The 15,545-nt window shown below is 38.9% G+C and carries 28 protein-coding genes; 2 read left to right on the forward strand and 26 right to left on the reverse strand.

The genetic code is table 11. The features are described 5' to 3' along the window. Window positions 1–33: 33 nt before the first annotated feature. The 7 genes from KO501_RS11080 to KO501_RS11110 all read right to left on the reverse strand — a co-directional run bounded on the left by KO501_RS11080 (window position 34) and on the right by KO501_RS11110 (window position 3,601). Complete coding sequence (locus KO501_RS11080) at window positions 34–504, reverse strand: hypothetical protein (protein ID WP_216029731.1); 471 nt, start codon at window positions 502–504, stop codon at window positions 34–36. A gap of 87 nt (window positions 505–591) precedes the next feature. Then, the gene (imm40, locus tag KO501_RS11085) at window positions 592–888 is read right to left on the reverse strand and encodes an Imm40 family immunity protein (RefSeq protein WP_216029732.1); all 297 of its coding nucleotides are present in this window, start codon (window positions 886–888) and stop codon (window positions 592–594) included. A 237-nt stretch (window positions 889–1,125) separates the two neighbouring features. Then, window positions 1,126–1,410: an antibiotic biosynthesis monooxygenase family protein gene (locus KO501_RS11090; protein WP_216029733.1), complete on the reverse strand. Its 285-nt coding sequence runs from the start codon at window positions 1,408–1,410 to the stop codon at window positions 1,126–1,128. Between the two features lie 106 nt (window positions 1,411–1,516). Beyond that, window positions 1,517–1,768, reverse strand: a complete 252-nt coding sequence (locus tag KO501_RS11095) for a superinfection immunity protein (protein ID WP_216029734.1) — start codon at window positions 1,766–1,768, stop codon at window positions 1,517–1,519. A gap of 241 nt (window positions 1,769–2,009) precedes the next feature. After that, the gene (locus tag KO501_RS11100) at window positions 2,010–2,318 is read right to left on the reverse strand and encodes a GNAT family N-acetyltransferase (RefSeq protein ID WP_216029735.1); all 309 of its coding nucleotides are present in this window, start codon (window positions 2,316–2,318) and stop codon (window positions 2,010–2,012) included. Window positions 2,319–2,376: 58 nt separating this feature from the next. Beyond that, on the reverse strand, window positions 2,377–3,033 hold the full coding sequence (locus KO501_RS11105; RefSeq protein ID WP_216029736.1) for a DUF2306 domain-containing protein: 657 nt from the start codon (window positions 3,031–3,033) through the stop codon (window positions 2,377–2,379). 148 nt (window positions 3,034–3,181) lie between these two features. Next, entirely contained in the window at window positions 3,182–3,601 is a 420-nt protein-coding gene (locus KO501_RS11110; RefSeq protein ID WP_216029737.1) for a DUF6326 family protein, read from the reverse strand. 311 nt (window positions 3,602–3,912) lie between these two features. Here KO501_RS11110 and KO501_RS11115 point away from each other — a divergent pair, with 311 nt between their 5' ends. Next, the gene (locus KO501_RS11115) at window positions 3,913–4,155 is read left to right on the forward strand and encodes a type II toxin-antitoxin system ParD family antitoxin (RefSeq protein WP_216029738.1); all 243 of its coding nucleotides are present in this window, start codon (window positions 3,913–3,915) and stop codon (window positions 4,153–4,155) included. A gap of 88 nt (window positions 4,156–4,243) precedes the next feature. Here the strand turns inward: KO501_RS11115 and KO501_RS11120 are convergent, their stop codons facing one another. The 9 genes from KO501_RS11120 to KO501_RS11160 all read right to left on the reverse strand — a co-directional run bounded on the left by KO501_RS11120 (window position 4,244) and on the right by KO501_RS11160 (window position 9,423). Then, window positions 4,244–4,540, reverse strand: a complete 297-nt coding sequence (locus KO501_RS11120) for a HigA family addiction module antitoxin (protein ID WP_025256677.1) — start codon at window positions 4,538–4,540, stop codon at window positions 4,244–4,246. Beyond that, window positions 4,540–4,818 carry a type II toxin-antitoxin system RelE/ParE family toxin gene (locus KO501_RS11125; protein ID WP_020745301.1) on the reverse strand — a complete coding sequence of 93 codons (279 nt, stop codon included), beginning with the start codon at window positions 4,816–4,818 and terminating at the stop codon, window positions 4,540–4,542. The genes KO501_RS11120 and KO501_RS11125 overlap by 1 nt, the downstream gene beginning before the upstream one ends. A 155-nt stretch (window positions 4,819–4,973) precedes the next feature. After that, entirely contained in the window at window positions 4,974–5,432 is a 459-nt protein-coding gene (locus tag KO501_RS11130) for a GNAT family N-acetyltransferase (RefSeq protein WP_216029739.1), read from the reverse strand. 156 nt (window positions 5,433–5,588) lie between these two features. Next, entirely contained in the window at window positions 5,589–5,984 is a 396-nt protein-coding gene (locus KO501_RS11135) for a DUF4019 domain-containing protein (protein WP_216029740.1), read from the reverse strand. Between the two features lie 151 nt (window positions 5,985–6,135). Continuing rightward, entirely contained in the window at window positions 6,136–6,666 is a 531-nt protein-coding gene (locus KO501_RS11140) for a hypothetical protein (protein WP_216029741.1), read from the reverse strand. 87 nt (window positions 6,667–6,753) lie between these two features. After that, the gene (locus tag KO501_RS11145; RefSeq protein WP_216029742.1) at window positions 6,754–7,401 is read right to left on the reverse strand and encodes a hypothetical protein; all 648 of its coding nucleotides are present in this window, start codon (window positions 7,399–7,401) and stop codon (window positions 6,754–6,756) included. Between the two features lie 77 nt (window positions 7,402–7,478). Continuing rightward, entirely contained in the window at window positions 7,479–7,787 is a 309-nt protein-coding gene (locus KO501_RS11150; RefSeq protein WP_216029743.1) for a hypothetical protein, read from the reverse strand. 98 nt (window positions 7,788–7,885) lie between these two features. Then, entirely contained in the window at window positions 7,886–8,431 is a 546-nt protein-coding gene (locus tag KO501_RS11155) for a GNAT family protein (protein ID WP_216029744.1), read from the reverse strand. 95 nt (window positions 8,432–8,526) lie between these two features. Beyond that, window positions 8,527–9,423: a LysR family transcriptional regulator gene (locus tag KO501_RS11160; RefSeq protein ID WP_216029772.1), complete on the reverse strand. Its 897-nt coding sequence runs from the start codon at window positions 9,421–9,423 to the stop codon at window positions 8,527–8,529. Window positions 9,424–9,543: 120 nt separating this feature from the next. On the opposite strand from KO501_RS11160, the gene KO501_RS11165 reads away from it, so the two are divergent. Further along, on the forward strand, window positions 9,544–10,314 hold the full coding sequence (locus KO501_RS11165; protein WP_216029745.1) for an NAD(P)H-dependent oxidoreductase: 771 nt from the start codon (window positions 9,544–9,546) through the stop codon (window positions 10,312–10,314). A gap of 152 nt (window positions 10,315–10,466) precedes the next feature. On the opposite strand, the gene KO501_RS11170 is transcribed toward KO501_RS11165, so the two are convergent. The 10 genes from KO501_RS11170 to KO501_RS11215 all read right to left on the reverse strand — a co-directional run. Further along, entirely contained in the window at window positions 10,467–10,847 is a 381-nt protein-coding gene (locus tag KO501_RS11170) for a hypothetical protein (protein ID WP_216029746.1), read from the reverse strand. Between the two features lie 105 nt (window positions 10,848–10,952). Next, entirely contained in the window at window positions 10,953–11,219 is a 267-nt protein-coding gene (locus tag KO501_RS11175; RefSeq protein WP_216029747.1) for a hypothetical protein, read from the reverse strand. Between the two features lie 148 nt (window positions 11,220–11,367). After that, entirely contained in the window at window positions 11,368–11,901 is a 534-nt protein-coding gene (locus KO501_RS11180; protein WP_216029748.1) for a hypothetical protein, read from the reverse strand. A gap of 150 nt (window positions 11,902–12,051) precedes the next feature. Further along, the gene (locus KO501_RS11185) at window positions 12,052–12,315 is read right to left on the reverse strand and encodes a hypothetical protein (protein WP_216029749.1); all 264 of its coding nucleotides are present in this window, start codon (window positions 12,313–12,315) and stop codon (window positions 12,052–12,054) included. Window positions 12,316–12,433: 118 nt separating this feature from the next. Beyond that, complete coding sequence (locus tag KO501_RS11190; protein ID WP_216029750.1) at window positions 12,434–12,724, reverse strand: YciI family protein; 291 nt, start codon at window positions 12,722–12,724, stop codon at window positions 12,434–12,436. 645 nt (window positions 12,725–13,369) lie between these two features. After that, entirely contained in the window at window positions 13,370–13,714 is a 345-nt protein-coding gene (locus KO501_RS11195) for a hypothetical protein (protein ID WP_216029751.1), read from the reverse strand. Between the two features lie 147 nt (window positions 13,715–13,861). After that, window positions 13,862–14,083 (reverse strand): hypothetical protein, encoded by a 222-nt coding sequence (locus KO501_RS11200; RefSeq protein WP_216029752.1) that lies wholly within the window; start codon window positions 14,081–14,083, stop codon window positions 13,862–13,864. Window positions 14,084–14,206: 123 nt separating this feature from the next. Then, window positions 14,207–14,590 carry a hypothetical protein gene (locus KO501_RS11205; protein WP_216029753.1) on the reverse strand — a complete coding sequence of 128 codons (384 nt, stop codon included), beginning with the start codon at window positions 14,588–14,590 and terminating at the stop codon, window positions 14,207–14,209. A 93-nt stretch (window positions 14,591–14,683) separates the two neighbouring features. After that, window positions 14,684–15,133, reverse strand: coding sequence for a hypothetical protein (locus tag KO501_RS11210; protein ID WP_216029754.1), 450 nt, complete (start codon window positions 15,131–15,133; stop codon window positions 14,684–14,686). Between the two features lie 153 nt (window positions 15,134–15,286). Then, window positions 15,287–15,545: hypothetical protein (locus KO501_RS11215; RefSeq protein WP_216029755.1), on the reverse strand; the 259-nt coding region annotated here is incomplete at its 5' end.

Raw genomic sequence — 15,545 nt, forward strand, 5'->3', positions numbered from 1 at the left:
GTTGTGCATTACTACGCCGTGGCAGCTAACGCCCTAATCAGCCGCGCCGCTGTTTGGCGTCGGATGAATTTGCTTGTTATGTTTCAATGCCAACACAGCCCCGATTAGCGTCAATATAGTATAAATGCTCGCTTCAAAAACGGCTGTTGCAGTTAAGCTAGTCAGAGCTACTGCCGAAGTTAACACTGCTACTCTCGCGATATTTGCGCCAGCAAACTTAAGCCCCCAAAAAGAAGCCGCCGCAAGTACAATACCCCAAAGGAACTTATAACCGATACTCTTTTGCATTTTATCTGCTCGCTCATTTGAGTGTAAGTATCGAGCCTTGAGTTCATCTAGATGTTTTATGTCGGTTTCTGTCAAATAACCTTTCTGATTTAGCTCTTGGTACTGTCGCTGATATGACAACTCAATGTCTGTCGGCGCAGGGTTGCTAATCTCTCTAGATAATGACGAGAGAACAATTAAAAATACTAAAACAACTGCGAATTTAAGATTATTCATTGGGAAATATAACGCTTTTGGAAAGGGCAGCTTTGCTGCGAAGCAGCGCATAAAGCTGTCTCGCTTGCCAAACTTGTTAACTGCCGATTATTCGACAACGAATACAAACGCATAATCACCTTCGGGATATTCATTTATAAAGTTACGAGTATGCTCTGAACTTTGCTTGGCATCACCGTCTTCTTGATTAAGATACCAATTATCATAATTGTGCCTGTAACCATCTTTTTCTTTCTTCAGTACGTCACCACCAAGGATGAAGCGCCCCTGAGCTTGCAGATGGTCAACTAATTTAAGTGCATCATTTTTAAGCCAAGCAACGTCACTTAAATGTAAGTGCTCAAGAGATATTTCATTTCCCTTTAATTCTGCTGGTATATCCATAATTCTCTAAAGGCAGTTAACACCCCGTTTAGGGGCAATAACACGTGGGCTAAAATGGGAGCGAAGCGACTGAGCTTACGTGTTGTTGTCCCAGTGAGCGCTAGCGAACGGCTACAGTTGTTTGTTAGTTCTCATGCTACCACGAAGAAAGAATAAACAAACAGCCACAAAATTTGAAAACCATAGCTTAGATGTTGATGAATGCCCACTCCGGTTTGAGTGACTTGTTACGCGGTTTTAACTATTACTGTAATAGCTTCCTGTTGGCGCGCCGCCAAAAAGGGACATTGCTGATTGCATTTGCTCTTTGGGAAATGATTCAACTGAATTTTTATGAGATTGAATAGATTCCCATTTTTCTATAATAACGAAATCAGATTGATCTTCACTATTTTGTAAAACTTCATACGATAAGTTACCTTCTGAAGAAGTAATATATGGAGTTAGAGATTTTAAAAAATCGAAAAGCTCTGCTTCTTTTCCATCTGCGGATTTGAATTTATTTATACGTGTAACACTCATAATGATTTCTCTTTTGCCAATGATATAATTTTATGTATAACGCCTTTATTAGCGTAAAAATGCGAGCGCGAGCGAGTAGTTTTTCCGATGAAGCAACTTGTTATGTTTAAGTTTCACTGTTCGCTTTGTTTGCATATTTACCAATAGCTTTACCAGTTATTGCCCAAATCAATACACCTCCCCATGCAATCAATGAAAAACCAGCAGGAATACATGCAAGCAATATATATTTAAAATGCTTTCTATTGAAGGCTAGAGCAAACATTGCGGGCAGGAACCAGAGAATAAATACCCCAATTAATATGAAGCCAATAAATGCATAGTTGTCACTTGCCAAAATACTATTGATATATTCCATCACTATTTCCCTTTTTAAATTAACTACTTTTTTTGAAATTGACAACGTTACCTGATTGTCAAAGGTAATAGTCTTTAGTTAGGGAAATTTATTACAGAATCGACTGTAATATTTTAGGTGCACCGAGTTGTTTGAAACATAACGCCGCATTAAGCGGACTAAAATTGTGGGTTATACTGTGTAGCGAATTGGAGTGTAACTTGCTGTTTTAGTTAGATTTAAATGCCTTGTTAGGTACGCTTTACGCAATGATCTTTGTCATAAACATACTATATGGATCTTCTTTATAATTACCAAATGGATCGCATTCTTGAAAGCCAAATTGTTGGTAAAGCTTATGCGCGGGTATAAAAGCATCCATAGTGCCTGTTTCTAAGCTCAGTTTTTTATACGAACGAATATTTGCTTGATTAATAATGTGTTGCAAAAGTTTACGGGCAATAGCTTTACGTAAATAGTTATTTGATGTGCGCATTGATTTTATTTCACCATGCTCTTGTAACAGAGCAATAACTTCTTTAGTTCTTAATTCACCAATACGAATGTCCATTTATCACCTAAATTTTATTGTGTCCCAGCACGCGCAGCGGGCTAACTTGATTTTTTTGTTATGTCCGTTTTTTTAAACCCCACACACGAACACGTACAACCCAATAAGTCGTTGAAAGTAAAACAAGCAAAACAGGAGCTACAAGGAAAAAAGAATTTCTTATTGCTTCTGGGAATATTTGAGATTGACCAAGGAAAAAGGATGCGGCTGCGATAAACATTGCGACACCAATGCGCCAACTGTGACGTACTATCCTTGATTTGCTATTTAGTTTTTGTTTTTTGAGGAGGTATGTATCTGCAAGTGCCGCCATTAGTGAAATGGCGCCAAAAACTATAATGACCTGAGTTGGATTACCATCAATCTTCGCAATACCTTGGCTTAATGCATGAAATCCCGTTAGAACGGCATATACACCAACCAGGAGACCAAAAAATGCTAATGAAAAATTAGTCAGGTTTGGCTTGAAAGTCGCTGTGCGGGCAGCAACGAAAGCTGTGCAAACTAAATAGAATGTTACTAGACCTGCAACCATGTTTAGCATTTCATCATTAATGAATGCCAACAATGCACCTGATAGAGTCATAAGCACCATTGAGTTAACAAAAACTTTTCCGGCTTTTCTGTGCGTATTTGCCCCTTTTTTGGCCAAAAAACTTATGGTTCCAGTAAGCAAAGCAATGCTGCCTGCAAAAATATGAAGAAAAATTAGCACAGTACTACAACCTCCGATGTTGATTTAATTTGCTAAGGACATAACACCCGGCTAAGGGGCGATAATGCATAGGTTAAAATTAGGAACGAAGTGACGCAGCCCATGTGTTAGCGTCCCAGTGAGCGAAGCGAGAGCCTTTAGTGGCTTGTTATGCGGGGCGGATCTTAACTGCATCCGCTTCGCGCCAAGTGACCGCTAGATAAAGTATGAGTATAGCGGTACTTATTTCTATGATACTAAAAAACACATAGTGAAGAGTGCCGCCCATATAAAGGGTGTAGCTTTGTATTGAGCCAGTTATTAAAGCTGCAACAATATTGAGATACTTGTTAATACGAAACACCAAAACCCGTGACAAAACTATCATTGCCATGGGGATTTGCATGATAAACGCAAAGGAAAGCAAAAATTCTTCTGTAAGCTTCATACCTCCGATTTCGCCGGCAATAAACCCTTTGAGCGTCTCTGCGTGGTGGAGAGAAAATATGTCGCAGTAGATATAGTTAACTGAGAGAAAAATCCATAACACTGATAGAAGTTGTTTTCTATCGCCATTCCATTCGAACATATACTTTCCTAAAAGTATGACTTCAACACACGCAAATAGAAAACAAAAAAGGAATTATTTCAAGACAATACAAATACCTTGTTACAATTGAGGACAAACCCAGCCGAATGACTTTGGTTTATACAAGTGTAAGCCCCGCATATAACACCCACATAAGGGGCAGAAACACGTGGGCTAAAATATGGAGCGAAGCGCAGGGAGCCTACGTATTTTTGTCCCAAGGAACGCTAGCGACTGCGTTTGTTATGCGCTATTGACTTACAGTGCGCAAGTACCATGATTAGGTATATATTGGTACTTGGAGAAAGCAAATGGCTAAAAATACCAGCATTACCCTTGGTGACCATTTTGATGGCTTTATTGCTAGCCAAATTCAAACTGGTCGATATGGTTCAGCAAGCGAAGTAATTCGTTCAGCTCTCCGCTTGCTAGAAACACAGGAGACCAAATTAAACACTTTGCGTCAATTACTTGTAGCAGGTGAAGAAAGTGGCGAGGCTGAATACGACCTTGAGAACCTGATGTCAGAACTAGATGGTGAATTAAAAGAGTGAAACCATTTAGTTAACTGTACTCGCAAAATCCGACTTAAAAGATATCGCGTTCGCAGCGGGCGAACTTGATTTTTTTGTTATGCGCGTTTTATACCGCAGCCATATTATACGGTGAGACATGCAAAGAGCTTTGATGTTGTCTTGTTTGCCACAAATCAAAAGCATTTTGCAAACGAAGCCAATGGGCCGCAGAAGGCTTACCGAAAACGAGTTCAAGACGAAGAGCCATCTCTGGGGTGATAGCCCCTTTACCATTAAGAACTTTCGATAATGTTTTACGGCTCACATCTAAATGTTGCGCTACATCAGTAATGGTCAGTTCTAGAGCATCAATAACAAGATCTTTGAGTATCTCACCGGGATGCGCAGGGTTATGCATATTCATTAGTGATAATCCTCGTAATTAACGATTTCAACATCTCGTCCAACAAAGCGGTATGTTACTCTCCAGTTTCCACTTACCCGGACAGACCAAATATCATTTCTGTTACCTTTGAGTTTATGCATATAAAGGCCTGGTAAATCCATGTCATCAGGTGTTTCGGCTTGATCGAGATTCGACAGAATAAGACGAAGCTTATTCTCGTGCTTTTTCTGAATTCCTGACGTGGTTCCTTTAGCGTAAAACTTCTGAAGGCCTTTATGTATAAAACTCTTAATCATGACTCTATTGTAACCTCAGGGGTTACGGATTGCCAGCGTAATTTTTGTGAGCGCATAACGCCCTAATAATGGGCAAAAAATTGTTGGCTAAAATGTTGAGGAACGAAAACAGCCAACTGTTTTTTGTCCTTATTAATTAGCTTGTTAGGTACATTTTATAACAGTACCTTTGTCATAAACATACTGTAAGGATCTTCTTTATAATTACCAAAAGGCTCACATTTCTGAAAGCCAAATTGTTGGTAAAGATTTTGAGCAGGTAAAAAGGCTTCTTTAGTTCCTGTTTCTAAGCTTACTTTTTTATATGACCGCAGAGTAGATTCTTTAATAATATGCTCTAATAATTGGCGTGCAATACCTTTGCGTAAAAAGTTAGTTGATGTACGCATAGATTTGATTTCTCCATGCTCTTTATCAAGTTCTTTTAATGCACCTATTCCAGCAAGCTTTTGATCAACCCATAAACTCCAAAATGTTACAGTAGGAACTTCCAAACCGCTTAAGTCTAATGCGTGAACACTTTCTGGAGGTGAATGAATTAACATATCCTCATGGTGTTCTTGTAATAAGGCTATAACTTCTGCTTTTCTCAATTCACCAACACGTATATCCATAATGCACCTAAACTTGATTGTGTACCTAACGTTTCAAATAAGCGGCACAGACTTGCTGGCTATACTTGGCGAAGTATGAGGCCCAGCCAGCGAGTATGTGTCCGGCGACGAAGGAGCGTACTTGATTTGTCTTGTTAGCTGTATGTACACCAAAGCCTATTTAATAAAATAGCCTACTGGAAGCCAATTACCACTGCTTTTACTAAGAGTTAATGTTTCAATTGCTGATTTTTTATTTTGGAATTCGGTTTGAAATTGAATGACTAGATATTCACCATCAGGAACGCCCGGCAGTGATGAATATGCTTTTGCTCCAAGCTCAGAGCGCGACTTAACCTGACCTAATGGTGTACGAACACCTTTAAGCGCAGCATCCCATTTAGTTTGTGTTAGCTGTGACTTAAAAAAAGAATCTGATTTTTGCCAGCTTTCAGAATATTTACCAGCATCAACTATTTTAAGCCACTCTTTTGCGGCAGTTACTCCCGCCGACTCATTAGCCCAAACAAAAGAAGAAACACAAAGTGATAAAATTAAAAGTAGTTTTTTCATAATAATTCCTTTTACTCTAGGGTTTAATGATAATGCCATACTCAAAATACAGCTAACGCCCACATAAGGGGCAGTAATGCGTGGGCTAAAATCCGAGCGAAGCGACAGAGCCCACGTGTTACTGTCCCAGCGATGCGACTTAATGTGTTTGTTAGTCATCACGCTTGATTGCGATTGTGGCATCTTCAAAAATAGGAACGAAATCATCATGGCTCTGCAACTTCAAAAGTATCGACAAGTTCACACTCTGAACATCGTTCGGTAGGTTTTCGAAGCCCGAACTCACAGAGAAACCGAATGTCCCACCACTTTTATTAGTTAGTAACTGCTGGACTTCTTGAAAATTTTTAACAGATTCTGCGCTCAAATTGAAAGTATATTCTGTTTTTGCTTTGTCAGAATCGAACCAATCTTCTTTGGCAGGAATAGCCCGCCTTTCGAGTAACGATAATGGAAACTTATAGATCCTACTTCCTTGCTCAGTTTCTACCTCAAGGCCCAAGTCAACTTTCTCAATATCAATTTCGACAGGTTGATCGAGTATAATCTTTGCTTTGATATCCGCTGGTTCTAGTGCTACAAAATCACTCTTTTCGAATGAGCTGAATTTCAACATTGTGCTCAGCGGTATACTCGCGCAGCCACTAAGAATAAAAACAACCAAAAAATAAAATAACTTCACTTTAAACATCCTTGTGATGGCTAACGCCCCAATAAGGGGCTAAAAATTGATTGCTAAAATGTTGAGGAACGAAACAGCAAACTGTTTTTAGTCCTGCTTAATTGGCTTGTTAGCTTTACTATCTACCCAAGCATCGATATACAAAAATAATATCTTTAAAGACATTGTAAAACAATCAGCTATCTCCACCCAAGAATATTCAGGGTACTTATGGTCGTCATTACCAAAGGAAAACTCAATTTTTCTACTCTCGTCATCAAAACTATCAAAAGAATCAAAAATGTGTTTGTTGGAGAAATGAATATAACCACATAAATCGTCATAGACTTTTTGAAGCCAATCGTACTCTTTTGAATGAGTTTTTACTAAATATGCGTCAGACATTTGCTTTCCCTTGCTATCTTTTAACTTTCTAATTTGTTCACCAGAAAGAACCTTGCTTGCAAATTCATTTGCATTATCAACAAGTGCGATAGCAGAAAACCTTAAGAAGGTATCTAATTGGACCCGTAAAAGAGAGCGAGATGCTGCCATATTTTTAGATTCAACAAGGAGCTTAAATCCTTTAGCGTTACCTGAAGTCCTTTTAAAAGCTCCGATTGCCAAAAGATCGACCTGATACATATTACCATTATCAGCTTTAATCATTTGGCCGCATTTGAAGAAAAGCATTTTTTCAGCTTCATTAAGTTTTTCGAATGCTTCCGTTAAGGAAGACGATTTAATTTTCTCCATACATTCCCGTAAAGCTAACGCCTCAATAAAGGGCGCGCGTTAGCGCGTCCAGCCGAAGGCGAACTTTGATTGACTTGTTAAGTGTTACGATGCCAAGCATCACTATTAAACTCCGCTGGTATATTTTGTTCACTAGGATCATCAAACCCTAACTCTTCTAGTGCATCAAACCATGCATCTCGCTTTGATTCTGGGAGCGTATTACCACACCATGGACAAAATTTTATTTCACTAGCCGCTGAGCCACCATCATGAATTATTATTCCGTACTCGTCGAATTTCGGTATGTAGCGGACAAGCACATCTGGACATGAATAAATATCCGGATGCTGATCACAATCCAATGTGACTGATTTTTCCATTTCTTGGCAACAATGCTTATTCATGACTGACACTTAACACCCTGCTTAGTATAATTAGGAGCGAAGCGACGCAGCCCATGTGTTAGCGTCCCAGCGAGCCCGCGAGCGACTACAGCAGTTTGTTAGCAACGTTTCCATTCTGAGCGTAGAACCGAATAATGTATGTGATTAACATATTTGTCATACAAAAACTCGGCTTCTCGTTCAATTCCTTCTTTGACTAAACCTAATCGTTCAGAAACAGCTTGGCTCTTATAGTTGTATTCTGCGGCTGGGATAGACACTTTGTTAAGTTTAAGAGTGTCAAACGCATAATTGATTAAGTACTCAACGCATTTAGTTATAATACCTTGTCCTTGAGCCTGCTGTGCAATCCAGTAGCCAAGAACCACTTTCTTGTTTAGGTGATCAATGGGGTGGTAACCACACATGCCAACAAGTTCACCTGAAAAGAAAACTCCGCAGTTAAACCCTAGATTATTCGAATATTGTTTATGGTTAGTTTTAATGTAACACAAGGAATCGTCTACAGATTTGTTGAAATCCAACCATGGTAGCCATTTTCTAAGGTGTAAACGATTATTGTCAACTAGCTCAAACAGTTTTGCTGCGTCACTCTCTTGTAACATTTTAAGATATATATCTTTAGAAACTTCAAATGTAATCATCGTTTTACTAATTAGTTGCTAACGCCTTGCTCACCGGAAAATAAGGAGCGAAGCGAGTAATTTTTCCGTGTGCAGTAATTTGTTATGCATTTATATTACTTGGTAATCATCTGGCTTATCACTTCCCGTATCCAGCGGTGTGCACTGTGACCGTGATTGCGCTCATGCCACACCATACCAACAGAGAATCCTGCCGACTTAATCGGAGACTCTACTACTTTCAAATCTTTGCGCTCTGCAACTAAACGTTGTGGCACCAGCGCTACAAGGTTTGATTGAGCGACGAGATCGGGGATAAGCAGAAATGAAGCAGCCGATAAAACAACCTTGCGAGACTGCCCCTGAGCTTCCAAAATCTGATCAATAGATGTGTAGAAATTGCTTCCACTGAGCGAAACAACAACATGTTCAAGCTGAACATAATCTTCAATCATCATCCCATCAAAGATATGCGGATGAGCTCGGCGCCCAACAAGTACATAGATTTCATCATATAGATACCGAGAACGTAAGTCTGGCGGTGCTTCTTTCGGTGTCATGAAAGCAAGATCCACTTCGCCATCTGCCATCTGAGCTTTCAACCTCGTTGGTTCTAGGTTGCGTAATCCAACTCTAATATTTGGAGCTTTTCGTCTCAACTCTTTAACAACAGACAATCCGAGTACAGTTTGAAGATAGTCGGTACAAGTCAATATCAAGGTTAACTTTGCTTGGGTAGGTTCAAAGTGCTGGTGTGTTGTCAGAGTACCTCGTACCTGATCTAGCGCACTATGTAAAGGAGAGCGTAACTCCAAAGCTTTTGCCGTTGGAATCATTCCTCGCTGGACCGGAATAAGTAACGGGTCATTAAACATATCCCGCAGTCGGCTCAACTGTGCGCTGACTGTAGGCTGACTTAAATGTAAACGAGCAGCAGCCTTGGTGACATTTTTCTCTTCAAGTAATGCCTCCAACGTTGCTAATAAATTGAGATCTAACCGTTTGGTATCGATATTTTTTTACCCTATCTAAAAAAACTTAAATTTCTCAAATACCAAATTCTATTGCATGCTGCACTCCGTTTCTACAAAACCTAGCGATTAACTCGTTAAACCGAACTGAGGAGAAGAACAATGCCAAAGACTGCACTCATTGTATATGCGCATCCGGAGCCTACATCCCTAACTTGCCAATTCGTGAGCGAAACAATACAAACGTTAGAGCAAAGAGGCCACACCGTCCTCAAATCAGACTTATACGGCATGGGATGGAAAGCCGTTTTTGACGAAAGCGACTTTCCCAACCGAATAAATAAAGATCGGCTCGAATTCATTCAAGAATCTAGGAATGCCTATACAACCAACCAACAAACTCAGGATATAACTAAAGAACAACAAAAATTACTTGCCGCTGATATAGTCATATTTCATTTCCCACTTTGGTGGTTTGGCATGCCTGCTATTTTAAAAGGTTGGATAGACAGAGTTTATGCGTACGGATTTGCCTACGGATACAAAGACGAAGGCAATCACTATCGTTATGGCGATGGAATTTTTAAAGGCAAGCAAGCCTTGCTTTCTGTGATGGTAGGTGGCCCTGAAAAAGACTATGCACCTCGAGGTATTAATGGACCACTGGACGAATTATTATTTCCAATTACTCACGGCGCACTCTTCTTTCCTGGGTTTGATGTGTTACCTACCCATGCTGTTTATGGAACCGGAAAATTGGAAATAGCTGTAGCTGAGAAAGAATTGGCCGCATGGCGTTATCGTCTTGATGATATTTTTAATGAGCCACCCATTCCGTTTCGACGTCAGAACAGTGATGATTATCAGGACGGAATTCTTTCTGATCATATCTGCTCAGGAGAGTCGGGACAGTCTATTCACATAGACGATTAATAGTCTATGTGAAAATAAAATTATCGGAAGATAATTTTTAAAAAGCATAACGCCCTGTTAACAGGTAAAATGTAGTTGGCTAAAATAAGGAACGAAGTGACAAAAAGCCAACTGAGTTTTGTCCTTTTTTAACAGCTTGTTAGGTGATTATTCTATATGTTTTTAATCGACAAACCATTTTCTTTAGACACAACAATATACTTATACTTATACTTTGCTATGCCAGAAGTGAATCCCATAAATAATTTTATATAAACAGTTTCACCTTCTAAACTTGGGTAACCCGTTTCCCCAGATATTTGAATACCATTAATTGACAAACCATCAAGCTGTCCTTTACTTAATTGATGAGTATCACCAAATGCTGTTACGATTAACGAATTAATTAAATTCTCATTACTCTCCCCTTTAACAGAAACAGCAGCGGTGTTTATTGAAAACGTTTGAAACACTTCAGCACCTTCTTGTGATGCGAAAGCCAGATTAGTAAAAGCTATTGTTAATAATGTGCAAATTACTTGACGGATACTCATAATCACCTAACGCCTAAATAACAGGCTAAAAATAGTGGGCTAAAATGGAGCGAAGCGAACAGCCCGCTGTTTTTAGTCCTTGTTGATTTTCTTGTTATGTTTACATTACTCACCGTACTCGGATAAGTACAACTTGATACCAAGTGCACCCATTATAGCCATAGCTTCCGGTGATAAAATAGCACCACCGCCACAAGCATTTTCACGAATGCTAAAACCAACATCTGCAACATATTTGGAAGGTGACAAATTTAGAGGGTTTTCAAATAACCAGCTTTCAAGTTCTTTAATCTGAATTGGAAGTTCCCAATGATTTTTTGCTAGATGGGCGATCTTCTCATTTGATTCTTCGTACTTAATATAAATTGGCACTCAACTTCCTTGTAAACATAACTTCCCACTAAGGGGCGATAATACATGGGCTAAAATTAGGAACGAAGTGACGCAGCCCATGTGTTAGCGTCCCAGCGAGCAGTGCGAGTGCCTTTAGTGTTTGTTATGTTTTTATTAAAGCGCACGTTTACCAATCATTTGTATATTCTTTATTCGCTTTAAAAGCTTCAACCTCTAAAGGCGCTTTGTCGTACCCATATTCTGCTAAATCTGAAAAGTGCTTAATGATAATGTAGTCAAGACTGGTTCGTTCAATTTGAAGTACATGTACTAATTCATGAGCAAGCTTTGGCCTATTCAGTTCATAACCATTACGAACATAAATTGAGTAACCGAACACTTGGGCGTTGTTGATAATACCCTCACCAATGAATCCGAGTGCTTCACCTAATGTTTTTAATGCAAAGTTTTCGTATGGAAATGGAACTTCATCAACATGTACAATCCTGACTTTCTCTGGTTTTTGAATTCCTATATCAGCTGCCAAAGCTAATTCTCGTGAATTTAACGGAACTCCTAACTCTAAGCCATTTCTTTCTGTTTCATACGCCCAGTCAACATACTGTGGTATTAATATCCCTGAAATGATTTTCTGGTACGAAAGTACGGCACCAATAATTAATACAACTAATATTAGCACTGTATATTTGAGAAACTTCATTCGATTAAAATCCCTGTTAAAAATTCCTATTAACTTGCAGAAAAACATAACGCCCCTAATAAACGGCGCAAACTTGTTGGATATAATGGCGAGGAACGAGCCCAAGCCAGCGAGTTTGGGTCCGGTTGATTGGTTTGTTATAAGCCATTGCTAGTGATTACCATCCGAGCCAGCGCCACTGCTATCTCTGGGGCCGCCACCAAACTCTGAATGAGACTTGATTGGACGATCTTGGCTTTTGTGAAATTGCCAAAGAGCAATTGCAGCTATATAGGGAATTAACCATACGAGAAAGATTTGCGCAATTTTTTGCATAGTATCTAAGTCATCTCTTTTCGCCAAGAAAACTGATACGGCTAGGCTTATTGCAAAGTAAGTTGCTATTACAGCGTATATGATAAAAAGAGAGTCCATCTCGTCAATTCCTTTGGCTTATAACACCTGCTTAAGCGGATTAAAATAGTGGGTTATAATAATGTGTAGCGAAGCGGAACCCACTGTTTTAATTCCGCTTAAAGCTCTTGTTATGTTTTTATTCTTGCTTTAAAAACTCTAGCTCCAGTGATGTTTTACTAGGAACGAATTCAGTAACTTCATAGTTAGCTAAGCCATGAATTTTAAATGGGTCATCAGATAGAATCAGATCTAAAACCTCTCTACTTTCAGCTTTAGCTAAGATAACACCACCAGTACGAGGTACTTTTCTGCCAGAAGCTAAAAAAACACCATTTGAATATTGCTCATTTAAGTATTCAATATGACTACTTAAATGCTTTTCAACTTCACTCATCTCGCAAATATATGTAAGAGAAATAACGAACATATTTCACCTCCTTTTTCTCAATTTATTTTGTAAACTACCAACTAAAACATAACGCCCCAAGAAGGGGCAATAACACGTGGGCTATAATAAGGAACGAAGTAACGGGAGCCCACGTGTTACTGTCCCAGCGAAGCGACTTAATGTGTTTGTTATATTCCTTCCAAACACATTCTAGGTGGCGTTTACCAAGGTTGTTGCAACTTAATAGCATACTTCTATTATCGTTTTATGTGTTAAATGCTTTATATAAGAAACCACTAAATGCAATAAGTAACAGAGCGTGTAACGCAATAGCTAATACGAAAAGGCTTGAGCAAGTTTCTTTAACATGTTCATCATCTATGGAATTCCATTTTCGCGTAAGAAGGAACTTTAAAAAGGCTACATTGTTAGAAGGCGTGCTGTTCATGAGCAGGGAAGGTGAGCCTATACTTTTAAAAGTCTCTGTATGATTTTCTTCTAAATAATGAAATAAGTTCCTGCACAGAGCCATCCAGCACAGCACTGCCGGTATCAGTAAAACGAATAGGATTTCCATGGTATCCCTTAAGAATATAACGCCTCACTAAGAGGCAAATAATAGTTGGTTAAAATAAGCGACGAAGAAGCAAAAACCAACTGTTATTTGTCCTTTTGAGTGACTTGTTATATGTGCGTTTTACTCTGCACTCTATTTAGCATTATTGATTTTACAATTGCATGAGCTGATGAAAAGCAAACCCAGCCAAAAAGAACTAATTTAGTTAAACCAAGTTGAGATAAATCATTAGAAAGGTAAAAAATAAAACAAATGCTAATGATAAGCCCAAAAAACGCTATTACAGCAGATCTCCACTTTACTACGGCAAGACCTATTAAAATAAATGAAACAGCAGGAATAAAAAGCAAATAATCAAAGAACGCGATCCCACTAAGAAAACAAGCCGCTACAACAACATTTGAAGCGCTGTTTTTAATAGAATCAATTATCTTTAGTTCTTTATCCGTCATGATTACTCACAAACCTGATTGCACATATAACGCCCTAATTTGGCGGCACAAACCCGTGGGCTATACTGCGAAGCAGAGCCCGCGTGTTTGTGTCCCCAACATTTGATTGTTATGTGACATTGCTTTTTAAACCTTGTGCCCGCTGGATTAAGAATAAAGCCATTTGCTCAGGCGTAATGTAAAGAGGTTAAATATTGAAAACAAACAGCCAAAAAGTAAAGCCTGAACTAAACTCGGCATTGTGTCTTCAGTTGAGTCAGATAAACCCAAGCCCAAAAGCGCCATTGTTATAAAAGCTAATAATACAGAAAGCGCTCCCGCCACTGCAGAAGCTAGTAGATTACTCTTTCTTTGAACTTCCTTAGACATTCCATTTCCTTTGGCACCTAACGCCCTGTTAACAGGAAAAATGCAGTTGGCTAAAATAAGGAACGAAGTGACAAAAAGCCAACTGAGTTTTGTCCTTGTTTAACAGCTTGTTAGGTGATTATTCTATATGTTTTTAATCGACAAACCATTTTCTTTAGACACAACAATATACTTATACTTTGCTATGCCAGAAGTGAATCCCATAAATAATTTTATATAAACAGTTTCACCTCCTAAACTTGGGTAACCCGTTTCCCCAGATATTTGAATACCATTAATTGACAAACCATCAAGCTCAGCTAGCTGTCCTTTACTTAATTGATGAGTATCACCAAATGCTGTTACGATTAACGAATTAATTAAATTCTCATTACTCTCCCCTTTAACAGAAACAGCAGCGGTGTTTATTGAAAACGTTTGAAACACTTCAGCACCTTCTTGTGATGCGAAAGCCAGATTAGTAAAAGCTATTGTTAATAATTTGCAAATTACTTGACGGATACTCATAATCACCTAACGCCCAATTAACGGGCTAAAAATTGTGGGCTAAAATGGAGCGAAGCGAACAGCCCGCTGTTTTTAGTCCTGTTAAATTGCTTGTTATGTATCTTTTCGCCGACGAAAGAATAATGAACAGAGCATTGCCAAAGCAACTAAAAATAGCGCGTAAGCTGTTTCTTTGTCCGAAGATACAACATCATCTAATGAATAAATTTTGCTGCCATCAAGGGTAAACTCATAAGCCATTGCAAGATCATTTTCATTAGGTAAAACAGAGACGGTTACGGAACGACCGATTAAATCCTGATTTTTATCATCACAATCAGTTCTCAGGGTAAACTCTTCTAATACTTTATAGGAAGAAAAACTGCCATTTCTTTTTAACACAACAGTTGGAGCACCATCTTTACTTCCCGAATTACAACTTATGGACTCAATAACTCCAACCTTTTGAATTAAGTCAGTTCCGGATATTTCATCTTGATTTAATTTCAAGATACCTAACCCAATAAAAAGCATTAAAAGTAAAACCCAAGCACTGTACTTCAATATTTCACCCTAGATACATAACACTTAAATATGGGGCACAAACAGGCAGGCGATAATGGCGAAGCCGCCTGCGTGTTTGTGTCCCAGCCCGCCTGCGGGCGACATAATTTTTTTGTTATGTGACATTGCTTTTTAAACCTTGTGCCCGCTGGATTAAGAATAAAGCCATTTGCTCAGGCGTAATGTAAAGAGGTTAAATATTGAAAACAAACAGCCAAAAAGTAAAGCCTGAACTAAACTCGGCATTGTGTCTTCAGTTGAGTCAGATAAACCCAAGCCCAAAAGCGCCATTGTTATAAAAGCTAATAATACAGAAAGCGCTCCCGCCACTGCAGAAGCTAGTAGATTACTCTTTCTTTGAACTTCCTTAGACATTCCATTTCCTTTGGCACCTAACGCCGCCATAAATAGC

The sequence above is a fragment of the Alteromonas sp. C1M14 genome, from assembly GCF_018860965.1.
Taxonomy (GTDB): Bacteria; Pseudomonadota; Gammaproteobacteria; order Enterobacterales; family Alteromonadaceae; genus Alteromonas.